The sequence below is a fragment of the Affinirhizobium straminoryzae genome, assembly GCF_007004135.1.
GTDB classification, from domain to species: domain Bacteria; phylum Pseudomonadota; class Alphaproteobacteria; order Rhizobiales; family Rhizobiaceae; genus Neorhizobium; species Neorhizobium straminoryzae.
Map to the genome: position 1 here is coordinate 61,114 of NZ_VJMG01000038.1, position 15,988 is coordinate 77,101.

At 64.8% G+C, this 15,988-nt stretch carries 16 protein-coding genes; 10 read left to right on the top strand and 6 right to left on the bottom strand.

Features of this window, described 5'->3' with window-relative positions; genetic code table 11:
* Window positions 1-29 precede the first annotated feature (29 nt).
* Window positions 30-578 (top strand): helix-turn-helix domain-containing protein, encoded by a 549-nt coding sequence (locus tag FNA46_RS14470; protein WP_143125919.1) that lies wholly within the window; start codon window positions 30-32, stop codon window positions 576-578.
* A gap of 30 nt (window positions 579-608) precedes the next feature.
* Here FNA46_RS14470 and FNA46_RS14475 read toward each other — a convergent pair whose 3' ends face one another.
* The 6 genes from FNA46_RS14475 to FNA46_RS14500 form a co-directional block, all read right to left on the bottom strand.
* Entirely contained in the window at window positions 609-1,502 is an 894-nt protein-coding gene (locus tag FNA46_RS14475) for a helix-turn-helix domain-containing protein (protein WP_143125920.1), read from the bottom strand.
* Between the two features lie 140 nt (window positions 1,503-1,642).
* Window positions 1,643-2,788: a MalY/PatB family protein gene (locus FNA46_RS14480; protein WP_143125921.1), complete on the bottom strand. Its 1,146-nt coding sequence runs from the start codon at window positions 2,786-2,788 to the stop codon at window positions 1,643-1,645.
* A gap of 3 nt (window positions 2,789-2,791) precedes the next feature.
* Window positions 2,792-3,550, bottom strand: coding sequence for an SDR family oxidoreductase (locus FNA46_RS14485; RefSeq protein ID WP_143125922.1), 759 nt, complete (start codon window positions 3,548-3,550; stop codon window positions 2,792-2,794).
* Window positions 3,550-4,476: a dihydrodipicolinate synthase family protein gene (locus FNA46_RS14490; protein ID WP_143125923.1), complete on the bottom strand. Its 927-nt coding sequence runs from the start codon at window positions 4,474-4,476 to the stop codon at window positions 3,550-3,552. The genes FNA46_RS14485 and FNA46_RS14490 overlap by 1 nt, the downstream gene beginning before the upstream one ends.
* 9 nt (window positions 4,477-4,485) lie before the next feature.
* Entirely contained in the window at window positions 4,486-5,850 is a 1,365-nt protein-coding gene (locus FNA46_RS14495; RefSeq protein ID WP_143125924.1) for a dihydroorotase, read from the bottom strand.
* A 4-nt stretch (window positions 5,851-5,854) separates the two neighbouring features.
* Window positions 5,855-6,508, bottom strand: a complete 654-nt coding sequence (locus tag FNA46_RS14500; RefSeq protein ID WP_143125925.1) for an aspartate/glutamate racemase family protein — start codon at window positions 6,506-6,508, stop codon at window positions 5,855-5,857.
* Between the two features lie 220 nt (window positions 6,509-6,728).
* Between FNA46_RS14500 and FNA46_RS14505 the strand changes: the two genes are divergently transcribed.
* The 9 genes from FNA46_RS14505 (at window position 6,729) to FNA46_RS14545 (ending at window position 15,987) form a co-directional block, all read left to right on the top strand.
* A complete protein-coding gene (locus tag FNA46_RS14505) occupies window positions 6,729-7,421 on the top strand; it encodes a GntR family transcriptional regulator (protein WP_143125948.1) in 693 nt (230 codons plus the stop codon).
* An 80-nt stretch (window positions 7,422-7,501) separates the two neighbouring features.
* Complete coding sequence (locus FNA46_RS14510; protein WP_143125926.1) at window positions 7,502-8,725, top strand: AAA family ATPase; 1,224 nt, start codon at window positions 7,502-7,504, stop codon at window positions 8,723-8,725.
* Window positions 8,722-9,294, top strand: coding sequence for an RloB domain-containing protein (locus FNA46_RS14515; protein ID WP_143125927.1), 573 nt, complete (start codon window positions 8,722-8,724; stop codon window positions 9,292-9,294). The genes FNA46_RS14510 and FNA46_RS14515 overlap by 4 nt, the downstream gene beginning before the upstream one ends.
* Before the next feature lie 280 nt (window positions 9,295-9,574).
* Window positions 9,575-10,495 (top strand): sulfurtransferase, encoded by a 921-nt coding sequence (locus FNA46_RS14520; protein ID WP_143125928.1) that lies wholly within the window; start codon window positions 9,575-9,577, stop codon window positions 10,493-10,495.
* A 146-nt stretch (window positions 10,496-10,641) separates the two neighbouring features.
* On the top strand, window positions 10,642-12,204 hold the full coding sequence (locus tag FNA46_RS14525; protein WP_143125929.1) for an ABC transporter substrate-binding protein: 1,563 nt from the start codon (window positions 10,642-10,644) through the stop codon (window positions 12,202-12,204).
* Window positions 12,205-12,340: 136 nt separating this feature from the next.
* On the top strand, window positions 12,341-13,351 hold the full coding sequence (locus FNA46_RS14530) for an ABC transporter permease (protein ID WP_143125930.1): 1,011 nt from the start codon (window positions 12,341-12,343) through the stop codon (window positions 13,349-13,351).
* 4 nt (window positions 13,352-13,355) lie between these two features.
* Entirely contained in the window at window positions 13,356-14,195 is an 840-nt protein-coding gene (locus FNA46_RS14535) for an ABC transporter permease (RefSeq protein ID WP_143125931.1), read from the top strand.
* 12 nt (window positions 14,196-14,207) lie between these two features.
* Window positions 14,208-15,593 carry an ABC transporter substrate-binding protein gene (locus FNA46_RS14540; protein WP_143125932.1) on the top strand — a complete coding sequence of 462 codons (1,386 nt, stop codon included), beginning with the start codon at window positions 14,208-14,210 and terminating at the stop codon, window positions 15,591-15,593.
* 13 nt (window positions 15,594-15,606) lie between these two features.
* Window positions 15,607-15,987, top strand: a complete 381-nt coding sequence (locus FNA46_RS14545) for a VOC family protein (RefSeq protein ID WP_143125933.1) — start codon at window positions 15,607-15,609, stop codon at window positions 15,985-15,987.
* The last annotated feature ends 1 nt before the right edge of the window (window position 15,988 follow it).

Sequence of the window (15,988 nt, forward strand, 5' to 3'; positions counted from 1 at the left end):
CCCTTCATGCGTCCCGCGAGGAATTGCCCGTGTCAGAGCTTGCCAGCCCAGCCCGCCATTCCCGTCCCGGAGCCGATTTCGAGGCGACGGAATTTGCCTTCGAACTGCTGACGCTGCTCGATGAGGCAGGTCTTGCCATCGACCGCGACATCGACCACACGCGCGAATGCCTCGACCGGGCGCAGCGTCTTCTGACGAAGCGTCGTGCGGCCGAGGCGCCGAAGACGCATGGGCAGGGGCTTGCCCCCTGGCAGGTGCGGCGCCTGTCCCGCTTCGTGGAGGAACATCTGCACGAGATGATCCGCGCCGAGGATCTGGCCGGCATCGCCCGCCTCAGCGTCAGCCATTTCAGCCGCGCCTTTCGCGAAAGCTTCCGCCAGACGCCGTATGCCTATGTGCTCGACCGGCGCATCGCGCGCGCCAAGCAGATGATGAGCGAGGGCAACGAGCCGCTGGCGCAGATCGCGCTGTCCTGCGGCATGGCCGATCAGGCGCATTTTTCCCGGCTGTTCCGCCGCCTGACCGGCGAGACGCCGAGCCACTGGCGCCGCCGCCACGGCCGGTCCCAGACCGTCTGAGACGGGCCATCCGGCCGGTGTCGACACGCATCATCCCCGCAGGCGCCGCCGGAACTGCGTCGGCGAGAGGCCGACCCGCGCCTGGAAGAGGCGGGAGAAATAGGCCGGATCGGAAAAACCGCTGCGTTTTGCCACCTCCGAGACCGGCAGCAGGGTGGTCTTCAGCAGATCGCGTGCGATCTTCATTCGCCGCTGCATCAGCCACTGATGCGGCGTCATGTTGAAGGAGCGCCTGAAGGCCCGCACGAAATAGGTCTGCGACAGGCGGCAGTGCTCGGCGGCGGCCTTGATCGACAGGTTGTCGTCATCGCTTGCGGCGAGAAATTCCAGGGCCACCCGCTCCTGCCAGGGGGCAAGCCGGCCCGCCACGATCTGCGGCTGGCTACGATTGCCATAGGAGGCCGCCACATGGCTGCAGAAGGCGAGCGAAATCTGGTCCAGCAGTAGGGGGCTCACCGTCTGGCCGGCCTGCACGGCGGCCTGCATGGCTTCGCTTAGCGCCGTCAGCGTCGCGTCGTGAACAATCTCGCCGGGCGACAGCACCAGCGTATCCACCGGTCGCCCGTCATCTTCCTCCAGGAGGCCGTTGATCAGCGCGCGAGGCACATGGAAATTCAGGCAATCGAAGGCGGAGCGGAGATTGGCCTGCCATTGGCGACGATAATCATAGAAGGTGAAGCTGCCCTGCGGCATGTAGGCCGTCGGCAGGGGTTTTCCGTCGACCCAGAGATCGCCCTCATAATCGCGGTTCTGGTAGGTAATCAGGAAGGCATCTTCGAGCGCGTGCGGATCGGTCAGCCGCTCGGCGGCCGACACGCCGACAGAGACACGCGCCGCCGAAAAGCGGCCGCGCCGAAGCTCGGCCGCAAAGACCTGGCGGTCATCCGCCTCGCGAATGAAATCCGAATTCTCGTTTCGTCCCATGCGAACCCCTGCGACAGGACGGGATCTGCCGGAAGACGGGTGTTCCGTCTTGCATAAAACTGCTGTGCCATGGCCCCGCCCGTCGCGTCGTGCAGGATAGCGCCGGAGAGGGGGCGGGGTAAGCCCCCGCCCGTACAATCTTAAAGTGTCGCGAGCGCCTTTTCCATCCGCGCCAGCCCCTCTTCGAGAAGGGCACGCGGGCAGCCGAAATTCAGCCGGATGAAGCCGCCATAGGCGGCGCCGAATTCGTGACCCGCACTGAATGCCACCTTGCCGTGCTCGAGGAAGAAGGCCTGTGGGTCATCGCCGAGACCAAGCGCGCGGCAATCCAGCCAGGCGAGGAAGGTGCCTTCCGGGGCGAGGCAACGGATCCTCGGGAAACGGCGGGCCAGTTCCGCGATCAGGAAATCGCGGTTGGCTTCGAGATAGGCAAGCAGCTCCGTCTTCCAGACGCCGGCCTTGGAGAAGGCCGCAAGGCTTGCCTCGAGCCCCAGAATGTTGACGCTGTCGACCATGCCGAGGCGCGAGGCGGCGAATTTCTCGCGGATCGCCCGGTTCTCGATGATCGCGAAGGCCGTCTTCAGGCCCGCGACATTGTAGGTCTTGCTCGCCGCCATCAGCGTGATGGTGCGGTTGCGCGCCTCGGCGGAGACCGTGGCGATCGGCACGTGACGGCGGCCGTCGAACAGCAGATCGCAGTGGATCTCGTCGGAGATGATCAGCGTGTCGTGCGTCTCCGCCAGAGCCGCGATGGTCTGCAGTTCGGCCAGCGAAAACACCTTGCCGGTCGGGTTGTGCGGATTGCAGAACAGGAAGGCCCTGGAGGCGGCCATGTCTGCGGCAAAACCCGAAGCGTCCATCGCCCAGCCGCCGGCCGATGGCGAAAGCTCCGCCTCGCGCCGGATCAGGCCCCAGTGGCCGGGGGCATTCAGGATCGGCCGGTAGATCGGCGTCTGCACCAGAACGGTGTCGCCCGGCTCCGTCATCGCCTTCAGCGCCATGTTGAAGCCCGGCTCGACGCCCGGCAGGAAGACGATATCGTCCGGCGTGATGACCCAATCGTATTTTGCCGCCATGTCGGCGACGATGACGGCGCGCAGTTCATCGCGCGCCACGCCATAGCCCAGCACGGGATGGGCAAGCCGCGCCTGCAGCGCCGCGACGATCTCCGGCGCTGCCGCAAAATCCATGTCGGCCACCCACATGGGCAGCACGTCGCCGGGATAGCGGCTCCATTTGGAACTGCCGGTGTCCCGGCGCTCGATCACCGCATCGAAATCGGTCATGGTTCAAAGCCCCCTGATCATGCCACCGTCCACACGAAGGCTGGAGCCGGTGATATAGCTTGCCTGGGCGCTGGCAAGGAAGGCTGCGGCTGCGGCAAATTCCTCCGGGCGGCCATAGCGGCCGGCGGGGATTTCGGCGCGCGAGGCAGCTTGCACTGCGTCCACGCTGGCACCCGTATTGCCGGCCTTGATCGTGTCGAGTTCACGCACCCGGTCGGTGTCGATGCGGCCGGGCAGGATCATGTTGACGGTGATGCCGTGGCGGGCCACCTCGCCGGCCAGCGTCTTCGACCAGCCGGCGATCGCTGCGCGCACGCCGTTCGAGAGCGCCAGATTGGCGATCGGCTGTTCGACGCCGGAGGAGCCGATGGTGATGATGCGGCCCCATTGCCGCTCGATCATTGCCGGCAGCAGCGCATCGGTGATGGCAAACAGCGCGCTTGCCATCGTCTCGAAGGCGGCGTTCCAGGCCGCCCGGCTCTGGCCGAGCGCCGGGCCGGCCTTCGGGCCGCCGCTGTTGTTGACGAGGATATCGACGCCGCCCATCGCCCGGATCGTCTCGATCAGGGCGTCCACCGAGGCGGGATCGGCGAGATCCACCGCGAGCGGCCGGATGTTTTCCGAGGCGGCGATGGAGGATGCCGTGCGGGCCGCGGCATAAACGATGACGCCTTCGGCGGCGAGTGCTGCGGCAATGGCAGCACCCAGGCCGCGGCTTGCGCCGAGAACCAGCGCGGTCTTTCCGGAAATGCCGAGATCCATCAGGCAAGCGCCTCCAGGCGGCGGGTCTGGCGGGCTATCAGGCGCTCCACGTCGGCAATGGCGGCCGCATTGAGCGCCGCGCCCGGACGACGCTGGGCAGCGCTCGCAATCGCGCCGCGCCTGGCCAGCACGTATTTGCGCACGGCAAGGCCGATGCCCGGCTGCTGCTCGTAGCGCACCAGCGGCAGATAGGCATCGAACAGATCCTGCGCCCGGTCGAATTCGCCGGCATTGCTCAGGCGCACGACGTCCGCCATCATTTCCGGATAGGCAAAGCCGGTCATTGCGCCATCGGCGCCGCGCTGCATTTCCTCCGTCAGGAAGGCGCCGGCATTGCCGCAGAGGATGGAGACACGGCGGCGGCCCCTGGCTTCCGCCTGGCGCAACTCGCTGATCTTCTGCAGGCCCGGCCAGTCCTCATGCTTCAGCATGACGATGGAGGCGTGCTCCTCGAAGATGGCGCCGAGCGTTTTCGTCGAGATCTGCACGTTGGTGACCAGCGGGAAATCCTGCAGCACCACCGGCACATCCGTGCCGACCGTTTCCACCACGGTGCGATAATAGCCGATGATCTGGTCGTCGGTGCGCAGTGAGGAGGGGGGCGCAACCATGACGCCGGCGGCGCCGAGATCCATCACCGCCTTCGTCAGTTCGCCGATCGCGGCAAGGCCGGGGGCCGAGACGCCGACCACGACCGGCTTTTCCCCGGCGCGCGCGAGCGTCAGCCGCGTCACCTCGATCGATTCGGCCTGGGTCAGCTTCGGAGCCTCGCCCATCATGCCGAGAATGGTCAGGCCATCGGCGCCCTTGTCCATGTAGAAATCGACCATGCGGTCGATGCTGTCGTGATCGAGCGCGCCCGTTTCCGTGAACGGCGTGACGGCGATGACGAAGACGCCCTTCGTGTCTGCAGTGATCTGCACCATGGGTCTTTCCTATTCGAACCAGTGGGATTGCCCGCGGCGCACATAGCGGCCGTCGCCGGGCTGGTTGACGACATCCTGCCCGTCGAAGGCAAGCTGGCCTTCGAGATAGGTGCGGGCAACGGTGATGGAGAAGGTGCGGCCGTCGAACGGGCTCCAGCGCAGCTCGTCATGGGCGCGCGCCGAATCCCAGACTTGCGGCGTGCGGGCAATGACGGTGAGATCGGCATCGGCGCCGACGCGGATCGCGCCCTTCTGCGGCCACAGGCCGAAGAATTTCGCCGGACGCTCGCACAACTGCTCGACGGTGAGCGCCGGGGCATCGAGGCCGCGCGCCTCGGCGGCGGTGAAGAAGGCCGGCAGCAGCGTTTCAAGCCCCGGAACGCCGGCGCCCGCATCGAAGATGGAATCGGTCAGCTTGTTGTCGATCGGCCAGCTGGAATGGTCGGAGCTGACGAAGGCGACACGGCCGGCGAGGATTTCCTCCCACAGCGCATCGATCTGTCCCGGCCGGATCGGCGGGTTGACCTTCATGCGCGCGCCGAGCGCCTTGCCGTCCCGCTCCGGATCGAACCACAGATAGTGGACGCAAAGCTCGCCGGTGGCGCGGAAGCCGTCGGCCAGATAGTTGTCGACCAGCTGGAAGCCGCGCGCTGTCGTCAGATGCACGATATGCGCATGCGCGCCGGCGCTCGCGCCGAGTTCCAGAAACTGGGCGGTGGCGGCCAGTTCCGCCGCCGGCGGGCGGCTTGCCGAATGCGCCTCGATGCCGTTGTGGCCGGCCGCCCTGGCGGCGGCGATGTAGGCGCGCACGATCTCCTGGTCCTCGTTGTGCACGCCAAGCGGCAGCACGCTGTCGGCCAGCGCCGAGAAGAGGCCGAGGATCTGGTCGGAGGCAATGCGCGGAAAGCGCGTCGGGCTGCTTTCGAAGGTGGAGATCTTGAAGGCCACCACGCCGCCATCGATCAGCGGCTGCACATCGTCCGGCGCCTGGCCGGGCAGAATGGTGCCGTAAAGCGCCACATGCGCATGCGCATGGGCGTGGATCGCCTCCACCTTTTCCGACAGCCGCGCCGGCGTGTTGAGGGGGGCCGGATTGTCGTAGGGCATGTCGACGATGGTGGTGATGCCGCCCGCCACCGCCGAACGGGTGGTGGAGCGGATGCCGGGCAGGCCGCCATAGCTGCAGGCATGCGTCTGGCCGTCGATGATGCCGGGCAGGATCAGGCCGTCGCCCGCATCGTGCAGCGTATGCGCCGGCGGCGCCTCGCCCGTGCCGATCGCGGCAATGCGGCCGTCCGACACGGCGATCCAGGCCTTTTCCAGCGGCCCGTCCGGCAGGACGGCGGTGCCGCGAACAATCAGATCGAAGGTCATGCTGTCATCTCCCGTAGGACAGATCGAGATGGGTGGCGGCCAGCGCAACGCCCGCCTGGACCGGATCGACCACCGGCAGGCCGAGCGCCTCCTGCAGGGCGGCGCGATAGGAGCCGAGGCCGGCGCAGCCGAGGATGACGACATCCGCCTTGTCCTCGTCGCGCAGCAGGCGGCCGGTGCGGGCCACCGTTTCCACCACGTCGGTTGCCATCAGCTGCACGACCGTCATGTCGATGGAACGGTCGCCAGCCAGGCGATGATCGAGATCGAGCGCCTTCAGATAGCGCAGATGGCGGGCGATGGAGGAGGGGCCGAGCGAAATGATGCCGAAGCGCCGGCCAAGGCCGAGCGCCGCGAGATAGGCCGATTCGGCAATGCCGGCGACCGGCCGGCGGGTGGCCGCCCGCACTTCGGCAATGCCGGGATCGGAAAAGCAGGCCAGCACGAAGGCATCCGCATCCGAGGCCTGCACCGCGTCCAGCACGTTGGGAATGACCGCCGCCACATGATCATCGGTCTCGATGCCGGGTGGCGATTTCTTCAGCTCCGTGCAGAAGATTTCATGACGGGTTGCGGCGATGACCGGCTGGAGGCAGGCTTCCATCGAGCGGGTGACGGAAGCGGAACTGTTGGGATTGATGACAAGGATCTGCGACAATCGACACCCTCGGCGGCCTTGCCGCCTTCCTGGACTGGATTAGATATACTACGTGGTATATCAGACGGTGCGGCGCTGTCAAAGTCCCTTCCACCCGCCAAGGGGTTGGACAGGCATGGAAAGCCTTTGACAAGCACGGGCTTCGGCCGCAACAAGAGGCACCAGGCCCCGGGGTGCTTCGGGTGGCTTGTGCCGGGCGCAGGAGACGCATGTGACGGACATGGATCGAGCAGAGGCAGGAACCGAAAAGCGCGCCAGATCGCTGACGGAGCAGGCTTATGCCATCCTTCGTGAGCGAATCATCACGGGCGATCTGGCGCCGGGCGCAGAGGTGTCGGAGCCGGAACTGGCCGAACGGCTGCAGATGAGCAAGACGCCGGTGCGCGAGGCGCTCGGCCGGCTCTGCGTCGAAGGCTTCATGGAAGCCTATCCGCGGCGCGGCTACCGGGTCACGCCCGTCACCATCAAGGACATGAACGACCTGTTTGCCGTGCGCGGCGTGCTGGAAGGTACGGCGGTGGCACTGGCGGCGGAAAACCTGACGGTGGCCGAACTCGACCAGCTGGATGAGCTGGCCGATGCGCGCTACGAGATGGGCGAGGAGGTGAGCACGCGCACCTTCGTGGCCCGCAACGAACAGTTCCACGCGCTGATCGCGCAAGGATCGCGCAATCCGCGCCTCTATGCGCTGGTGATGGGCCATCTGGAGGAGTGCGCGCGGCTGTTCTACATGGGCACCCGCATGCGCGACATCAATCCGGAAACCACCGACGACCACCACCGCATCCTCGCCCACCTGCGCGCCCGCGACGGCGAAAAGGCCCGCGCGGCCATGGTGGAGCACAACGAGAACACCCGCACCGGCCTGCTCTCCGCCCTGATCAGCAATGCCCGCCCCGGGCTGACGCTGTGAAGGGGGGCAAAGTCCACTTCTGCGCGCATTCTTGACGAAAATGCGTTGAAAGCGCTATTATAGAGGCTGCGAGGTGGTCTATGCTATATAGGTTAGAGGTTGAAAATTTCTTCTCGATCCGCGATCAGCAAGTGCTGGATCTTTCGATTGACAAAGGTGTGCCCGACCCCGACGGCCGATATGCACCTATCTTCGAGGGTGCGGACGTCAGAGCGCCGAAGGTTGTGGCGCTTTACGGCGCCAACGCCTCCGGCAAAACGACGCTGCTGCGCGCGCTTTCCTTCATCGTAAACATGATCTGCAACAGTGTGACCCATACGGGTTTCGTGGGTATCGAGCGCTTCAACGATAGGGAATCCGCCGATCGTCCTGCGCGGTTTGCGATCGAATTGGGTGGCCCCATGAACCTGACGCCCGACATTGCCCAGCGCGCCGCCAATGGTGAAACCGTCGAGCAGGGAACGTACCGTTACGAACTGGAGATCGAATTCAAGGACGGACTAGCTATTGGCATCACGGCAGAGGTGTTGCGCCAGAAGCCGAATGGTCGAGGCAAATGGCAGCGCGTCTACGAACGCGATGCGCAAGGAAACGTGAAGGATTCGAAGACATTCAGCCTGTCGGGCTTTCATCACCTGGTGAAAACGTTGGCAGGTAATCATACGGTCCTCTCGTCGTTTGCAAAATTCCAGCACCCCACGGCGCGGCTCATGGTCGAGGCGGCGCGTAACGCCTTCTTCCAGATCGAGCCGGTACAGTCTTCCGCCGATCGTAACGTCATTGATTACCTCAAGAACGTGCCAGCTCTTCTGTCTCGCTTGAACGACGAATTAAGCCGCATTGATGTGGGGGTGGAAGGAATGCGTTTTCAGAATACCGATAACGGGCCGTTGCTTCTGTTCAAGCACGCCGGGCTCTCTATCGAGATGCCGTGGGCCTTGGAAAGTCACGGCACTCGTGCCTTTATCAAGATGTTTCCATGGATTGTCGGCGCCTTGGATGCCGGGGGACTTGCTGCTATCGATGAACTGGATGCTGCCATTCATCCGAATGTTCTGCCGGAACTTCTGCGATGGTTCTATGCGACGTCCGGACGGAATAGACTTGATGCGCAGCTCTGGTTCTCCTGTCATTCTGCCTCGTTGTTGGATGATCTTAACAAAGAGGAAATCGTGATTTGTGAGAAGGATCGGCAAGGGCGTAGTCGGGTCTACAGCCTAATGGACGTCAAGGTGCGCCGTGACGAAAACCATTATCGGAAATATCTGAGCGGTGCCTATGGTGGGGTCCCACACTTCGGATGAGTCGCCGTCGTTCCCATATCGCGCTTCGGCGCCCGATCTACATCGGTTGCGAGGGTGCCTCTGAAGTGGGCTATGCGAGCTTTTTGCAGGATCTTGCGCGCGCGACCAACCTGCCGGTTCACTTGCATATTGAAGAACTGGGGCCTGGAACTGGAGATCCGCTCTCGCGCATAGAACTCGCGGTGCTGCGGCTGACGCTGATGCAAAAGAAGCGGAATGTGCCCGCAGAGCGTTTCGTTCTTTTGGACTTTGACCAAGCAGAGCGGGAACCGCATCGTGCAGCGCGCGCCGTGAAGCTTGCCGCAGACAATGCGATTTCAATCGTCTGGCAAAGGCCATGCTTCGAGGCAGTGCTGTTGCGCCATCTGGTGGGCAGGGCGGCTCATCGGCCCCCCGATACGCATGCGGCTATGAGGGCGCTGGAACGGGAGTGGCCGCACTACCGCAAGCCGATGAGGCGCAGCGATCTGGCACGTCTGATCGACGCAGATGCCGTGCGGCGTGCAGCCCACGTGGAAGAGGAATTGCAGGCGCTCCTCGCATGTATCGGTCTTTTGTCCGAAGCCTGATAATGCTTTTGGCTCTGCGACGGCTTCGGTCGTCGTTCTCTGTGATAAAGCGGCAATAGGTGCGGCAGTCGTGCCTTGATCCTTCGTTACGTGGAGGGCTTTGCTCATCCTGCGCGCGAAGCGCGCTTCGCTCGGTCGCCCAGCATGCGTGTCATACTTGTGCTGGCTTCCCGCCCGTCAAGGCAAAATTTTCCTGAGATACCACGTAATATATTTCTGCTTGCCAAGCGCGTGTGCCTCATAGACGCTAGTCTCTTTCATGGCAGACAGGGTGTGTGTGATGACGGGTGTGGTCAGCGATGCGGTGCGGGCGGATGAGACGGCGGAGGCGGTGCGGGCGCGCGTGCTGTTGACGCCGCAGCAGGTGCAGGCCTTGCGGCAGGCGGGGGCGGATGTGACGCTGCTTGCGGTCGATTCCATCAATCCCTATACCGGCCGTCCGGCCTTTTCCGGCGAGCGGATCGAGGGCGCGATCCGGACTGAGGCCTATGCCGATTTCCAGGCGCCGGCCTCGCCGGAGGGCGGGCAGCGGCCGTTGCCGGAGATTGACGTGTTGCAGGAGAAGGCGCGGGCCTGGGGCTTGCGGCCCGAAAGCACCATCGTGATCTATGATGGCGATCGCAGCATGACGGCCGCGCGCGCCTGGTGGGTGCTGAAATGGGCGGGCCTGCCGGATGTCCGGGTGCTGGATGGCGGGCTTCCCGCCTGGCTCGCCGCCGGCCTTCCGATCGTTCGCGACGATGATGCGGTTCGCACGCCGCCGGCGCCGAGCGCGATCACGCTCTCGCCCGGCCACATGCCGGAACTCGATGCCGAGGGCGCGCTGGCGATGGTCGAGACGGGTGTGCTGCTCGATGCGCGCATCCGCCCCAATTACATCGGTGGGCCGGTTGCGCCGGGCTCTGCGCCGCGCGGCCATATTCCGGGCGCGCTGAGTGCACCCGCGCCCGACAACGTGACCGATTACGGCAATTTCACCGATGCCGCGACGCTGGCCGAGCTTTACGGGGCGCTCGGCGCAGACGGCTCGCGTCCCGTCGGCGTCTATTGCGGCGCCGGCATGTCGGCCGCCCATTCCGTGCTGGCGCTCGCCTCGATCGGAATCGATGCGGCGATGTATCCCGGATCCTGGTCGCAATGGGTGCATGATCCGTCCCGGCCAGTCGCGGTCGGTGCGCATCCCTATGGAAGAAAAGCATAAATTCTAGGCAGCCTCTCGGCGTGACCAAACGCGCGCCATCAGGCTTTACAGCAGACGCCGTAATGATATATTTCGTAGTATATCACAGAGGGCGCAGTCGTCATCCGAGCGGGATGCGGCTGAACAACAGGGTGAAGGGGTGAACCATGACGATCTGGAAGGCAGTTGCGGCAGCCACGGTGGCGATGCCGCTGATGTGGACGGCAGCGCATGCGCAGGAAGCCGACAAACTGAAGACGCTGGTCGTGGCGGTTCCGTCCGATCCGGTGGCGCTTGAGCCCGGCACCAACAAGGCCGAGCCGATCGGCAGCGAAATCATCCTCAACGTGTTCGACACGCTGGTGGCCTGGACGGCGCCGGACTTCAAACAACTGGAAGGCCGCCTCGCCAAGAGCTGGACCGTGTCCGAGGACGGCAAGGTCTTCGACTTCAAGCTGCGCGAGGGCGTGAAATTCCAGGATGGCACGCCGTTTGATGCGGCTGCCGTGAAATTCTCGCTGGAGCGCACCAAGGCCGGCAATCCTTACGTGAAGGCCACCTTCGACCTCATCAAGGAGATCACGGTCGTTTCGCCGACCGAGCTGAAGATCACGCTCTCGGCCGCCTATCCGGCCTTCCTGTCGATCCTCGCCCAGCCGCAATCGGCGGTCGTCAGCCCGGCGGCGGTCGCGAAATACGGCGACAAGTTCGCCTCGCATCCGGTGGGCACCGGTCCCTTCGCCTTCAAGAGCGCCCAGGCCGATACCAATGTGGTGCTGGAAGCCAATCCCGATTATTTCCGCGGCGCGCCGAAGCTGAAGCAGATCATCTACCGCGTCATTCCGGATGCCTCCACCCGCCGGCTGGAGCTGGAAAATGGCGGCGTCGACATCGTGCAGCAGCAGGGTCAGCTGTCGGCCATCGCCGCCGAGGATATCGGCGCGCTGAAGGCCAACAAGGACGTGAAGGTCATCGAGACCTCCAGCCAGATCATCCGCCAGCTGGAATTCAACAACAGCAAGACCGATGGTCCCTTCGCCAATGTGAAGGCCCGCGAGGCGATTGCCCATGCCATCGACTATGACGGCCTGCTGCAGGGCGTGTTCGGCGGCACGGCCGAGCGCGTTTATGGTCCGCTCACTTCCAACAGCTGGGCCTTCAACCCGAAGATGAAGGAACTGGCGCCGAAATACGATCCGGCGCTGGCCAAGAAGCTGCTCGCCGAAGCCGGCGTCAACCCCGCCAGCATCACCTTGAAGCTCTACAGCTTCCAGGGCCCGCTGTGGGGCGCGGTCGCCACCTTCGTGCAGGCGAACCTCGCCGATATCGGCATCAATGCGACGATCGAGCAGACGGAATTCCCGGCGCTGCGCACGCTGCAGACATCCGGCCAGTTCGATGTGGCCCTCGATGGCCGCCAGCCCTGGTACAATGACCCGGATGCGCACATCACCATCGGCTATCTCTCCTCGCTCGCCAACACGGCTATGACCTTCCGCATGCCGGCCGACAAGGATCTGGACGCCCTGATCCTCAAGGCGCAGCAGACGCCGGACCAGGAGGCCCGCAAGGCGCTCTATTTCCAGATCCAGGAAGAGATCGCCAAGCGCGTGCCCGGCGCCTATCTGTTCAGCCCGAAGCTGATCGTCTATGCCCGCGCCAATGTGGAGGGCCTGGTCATCAACAGCGCCCCGCCGCTCAACGAATACTGGTCCGTCTTCAAGAAGTGACGGATCGAGGCGATCCCCGGCGGCCGGTTGCGGCCGCCGGTTTTGAACCGGCCGGACGGAGAGGCGAGGATGGCATCCCGCATCTCAGTCGGCCGGGTCGGCCGTTCGGGCCGGCCCAGACAAGTGAGCAGGAGCCATGGCGAGTTTCATCATACGCCGTCTGATTGCGCTGATCCCCGTCATGTGCATCGTGCTGGTCATCGTCTTTTCGCTGGTCAGGATCATTCCCGGCGATCCCGCCACGACGCTGCTCGGACCGGGCGCGACGGCGGAGCAGATCGCGGCGCTGCGCGCCCAGCTGAACCTCGACCAGCCGGTCGTCCTGCAGTTCTGGCAGTATGTCGCCGGCCTCTTCACCGGCGATTTCGGCGTGTCGCTGAAGACGGGCCAGCCGGTGGCGCACGAGATCCTCATCCGCCTGCCGGCCACCATCGAACTGTCGGTGCTTGCCGTCATCGTGGCGGTGGTGTTCGGCATCCCGCTCGGCGTGCTGTCGGCCACCCGCGCCAATTCCCTGTTCGACCATGTCACCCGCATCGTCTCGCTGATCGGCGTCTCCATGCCGGCCTTCCTGCTGGCGCTGATCCTGCAGCTCACCTTCGGCACCTGGCTCGGCTGGCTGCCGGTGTCCGGCCGCCTCAGCCCCTATCTGCCTGTCGAGACGGTGACCGGCTTTGCCGTCCTCGATGCGCTGATCACCGGCAACTTCGCGGGCGCGGCGAGCGCGCTTGCCCATCTCGTGCTGCCGACCGCCGTGCTGGCGGCCTTCCTTGCGGCGACGCTCGGCCGCTTCGTGCGCAACACCATGCTCGACGTGATGGGCGAGGATTTCATCCGCACCGCCCGCGCCAAGGGCCTCCACAACCGGCAGGTCGTGCTGGAGCATGGCCTGCGCAATTCGCTGCTGCCGGCGGTCACCATCATCGGGCTGAAATTCGCGGAAATGCTGGGCGGCGCGATCCTGACCGAAACCATCTTCGCCTGGCCGGGCATCGGCCGCTACATGTTCGAGGCGATCAAGAACCGCGATTATCCGGTCATCCAGGGCACGACGCTGGTCTTTGCCCTTCTCTTCGTGCTGACCTCGATCGTCGTCGACCTGCTCTATGGCGTGCTGGATCCGCGCGTGCGCCGGAAGATGGGGTGAGGCCATGCACGAACTCCTGATCTTCCTCAAGCGCAATACGCTCGCCGTCGTCGGCCTCGTGATCCTGCTGTTCCTGGTCGGCCTCATCACCGTCGGTCCTTGGCTGACGAGCTACTTGCCGACCAGGCTCGACATCCTGCACAAGCTGGCAGCCCCGAGCACAAGTCACTGGCTGGGCACCGATGCCTTCGGCCGCGATGTGCTGACCCGCATCATGTATGGCGGGCAGGCGACGCTTTCGATCGGCGTCGGCGTGGTGGCGATCGCCTTTGCCGTCGGCGTGTTCTTCGGCGTGCTGGCGGGCTTTGCCGGCGGCTGGCTGGACAGCGTGATCATGCGCGTGGTGGATGCCATCCTGGCCTTCCCGGCGCTGGTGCTGGCGATTGCGCTGTCGGCCGCCTTCGGCCCCAGCCTGCAGAACGCCATGCTGGCCGTCGCCATCACGCTTGCCCCGCAATTTGCCCGGGTGGCGCGCAGCCAGGCGCTCACCATTTCGGTGAAGCCCTATGTCGAGGCGGCGATCTCGCTCGGCCTGTCGCGCCGGCGCATCCTGCTTCGCTACATTCTCGTCAACGGCCTCGGGCCGCTTCTGGTGCAATCCACCCTTGCGCTCGGCAGCGCCATCCTGCAGACGGCAAGCCTCGGCTTTCTCGGTCTCGGCGCCCAGCCGCCGATGGCCGAATGGGGGGCGGATGTCTCGGCCAACCTGCAATATGTGCGCAGCGCCGCCTGGGTGGCGCTCGCCCCCGGCATGGCGATCCTGCTCGCCGTGCTTGCCTTCAACCTGATCGGCGATTCGCTGGCGGACTGGATGAACCCGCGCCGCCGCAACGCCATCGACTAGGACTTTTCCCCCGTGACGGACCTCACCCTTGCGCTCGAGAAAGTCGATTTCCTGCCGCCGACGCGGGTGACCGACGATACCAGCGTGCTGACGCTGAAAAACCTCGTCTTCGAACCGCTGCTGAAATGGCAGGACGGCTTTGCCCGCCCGGGGCTGTTCTCCGGCTGGTCGCATGCCGAGGGCGGGCGCCTGTGGCAGTTCACGCTGCGCGAGGGCGCAACCTTCCATGACGGCAAGCCCTGCACGGCCGACGACGTGCTCGCCTTCATCGACGGCATCCTGCAGGCGGTCGATACGTTCGGCATGAAATGGTCCTATGCGCGCTATCTGGCCGAGGCGACGATCCGCGCCGTCTCGCCCGGCGTGGTCGAGGTCCGCAATCCGCGCCCCTTCGCCGATATTCTCGACATCTTTTCCGAATTCTACATCTGCCGCCTCGATGGCGCGGGCCGGGCGATCCTGGGCACCGGGCGCTACCGGGTCGCGGAATTTTCCGCCGGCGAAAGCGCCGTGCTGGAGAAGGTTGCGGCCGGTTCCGGCCCGGCCCGCATCGTGGCCAGGGCCTGCAAAAGCGCCGAGGCACGGCTTGCGCTGCTCAAGACGGGGGAGGTCGATGCCGCGCTGAACCTCGAGCGCGTCGAGCAGCGGCTCGATTTTTCCGAACGCTTCCAGTGGGGCAGGGCGGTCAACACGCTGTCGGTGATGTATTACCTGAACTGCAGCGAAGGTCTGTTCCGCGATCCGGCGGCACGGCTTGCCGTCAACCATGCCGTCGATACGGTGCGGCTGGCGGACGAGATCTTTCACGGGCTTGCCGTTGCGTCCTCCACCATCGTCAGCCCGCATCATCTGGGCGCCCGGCGGGCCGGCCTTGCGCCGATCCCCTATGATCCGGACAAGGCGCGCCGCCTCATCGATGGCGTTGCGAGCGCCGGCCCGATCCGTCTGCGCACGCCGACCTTCATGCCGGAACGCGCGCCGGAGGTGAGCCGTTACGTGGCGGATGCGCTGACAGCCGTCGGTCTGACGGTCGAGATCGAGACGGAGCACGACCGCCCCGAATATGCCCGCCAGATCGGCCGCAAGGAGATGGGCGACATGGCGATCTTCGATTCCTCGCCGCACAGCACCTTCCGCATTCTTGACGACAAGATCTCCAGCCGCACGCGCGCCGTGTGGTGGCAGGGCTATGACGATGCCGAAACCGAAGCGCTGATTGCCGCCGCCAATGCGGCGGTGGAGGACGAGGCGCGCGAGGCCGCCTATGCGCGCTGCCTCACGCGCCTGCACGACAACCCGCCCTGGCTCTATCTCGTCCATCCCGTCGACGTGTTTGCCGCACGTCCCGGCATCGGAGGGCTTGCAATCGACGCCAAGGGCACGCTGACCATTGCCTGATAAGGACCGCACCATGCAGAAAGACTATTCGATCACCTTCTTCTACTATGACGACATCCTGGCCGTTGCGCCCTTCTATGAGGATGTGCTCGGCTTCGAACTGGTCCTGGATCAGGGCATGGCGCGCATCTATCGTATTGCCGGCCAATGCTATTTCGGCATTGTCGATGGCAATCGCGGCCACCTGAAGCATCAGGAGAAGAGTGCCGTTCTGCTGACCATCGTCGCGCAGGATGTCGAGGGCTGGCATGCGAAGCTGAAGGCGGCGGGCGTTCCCGGCCTCTCTGACATGCTGCGCGGCCGCTTCTGCGAGCATTTCTTCTTCGAGGACCCGGCCGGCTATGCGATCGAGATCCAGCGCTTCCACAATCCGGACGTTGCAAAACTGTTCTGAG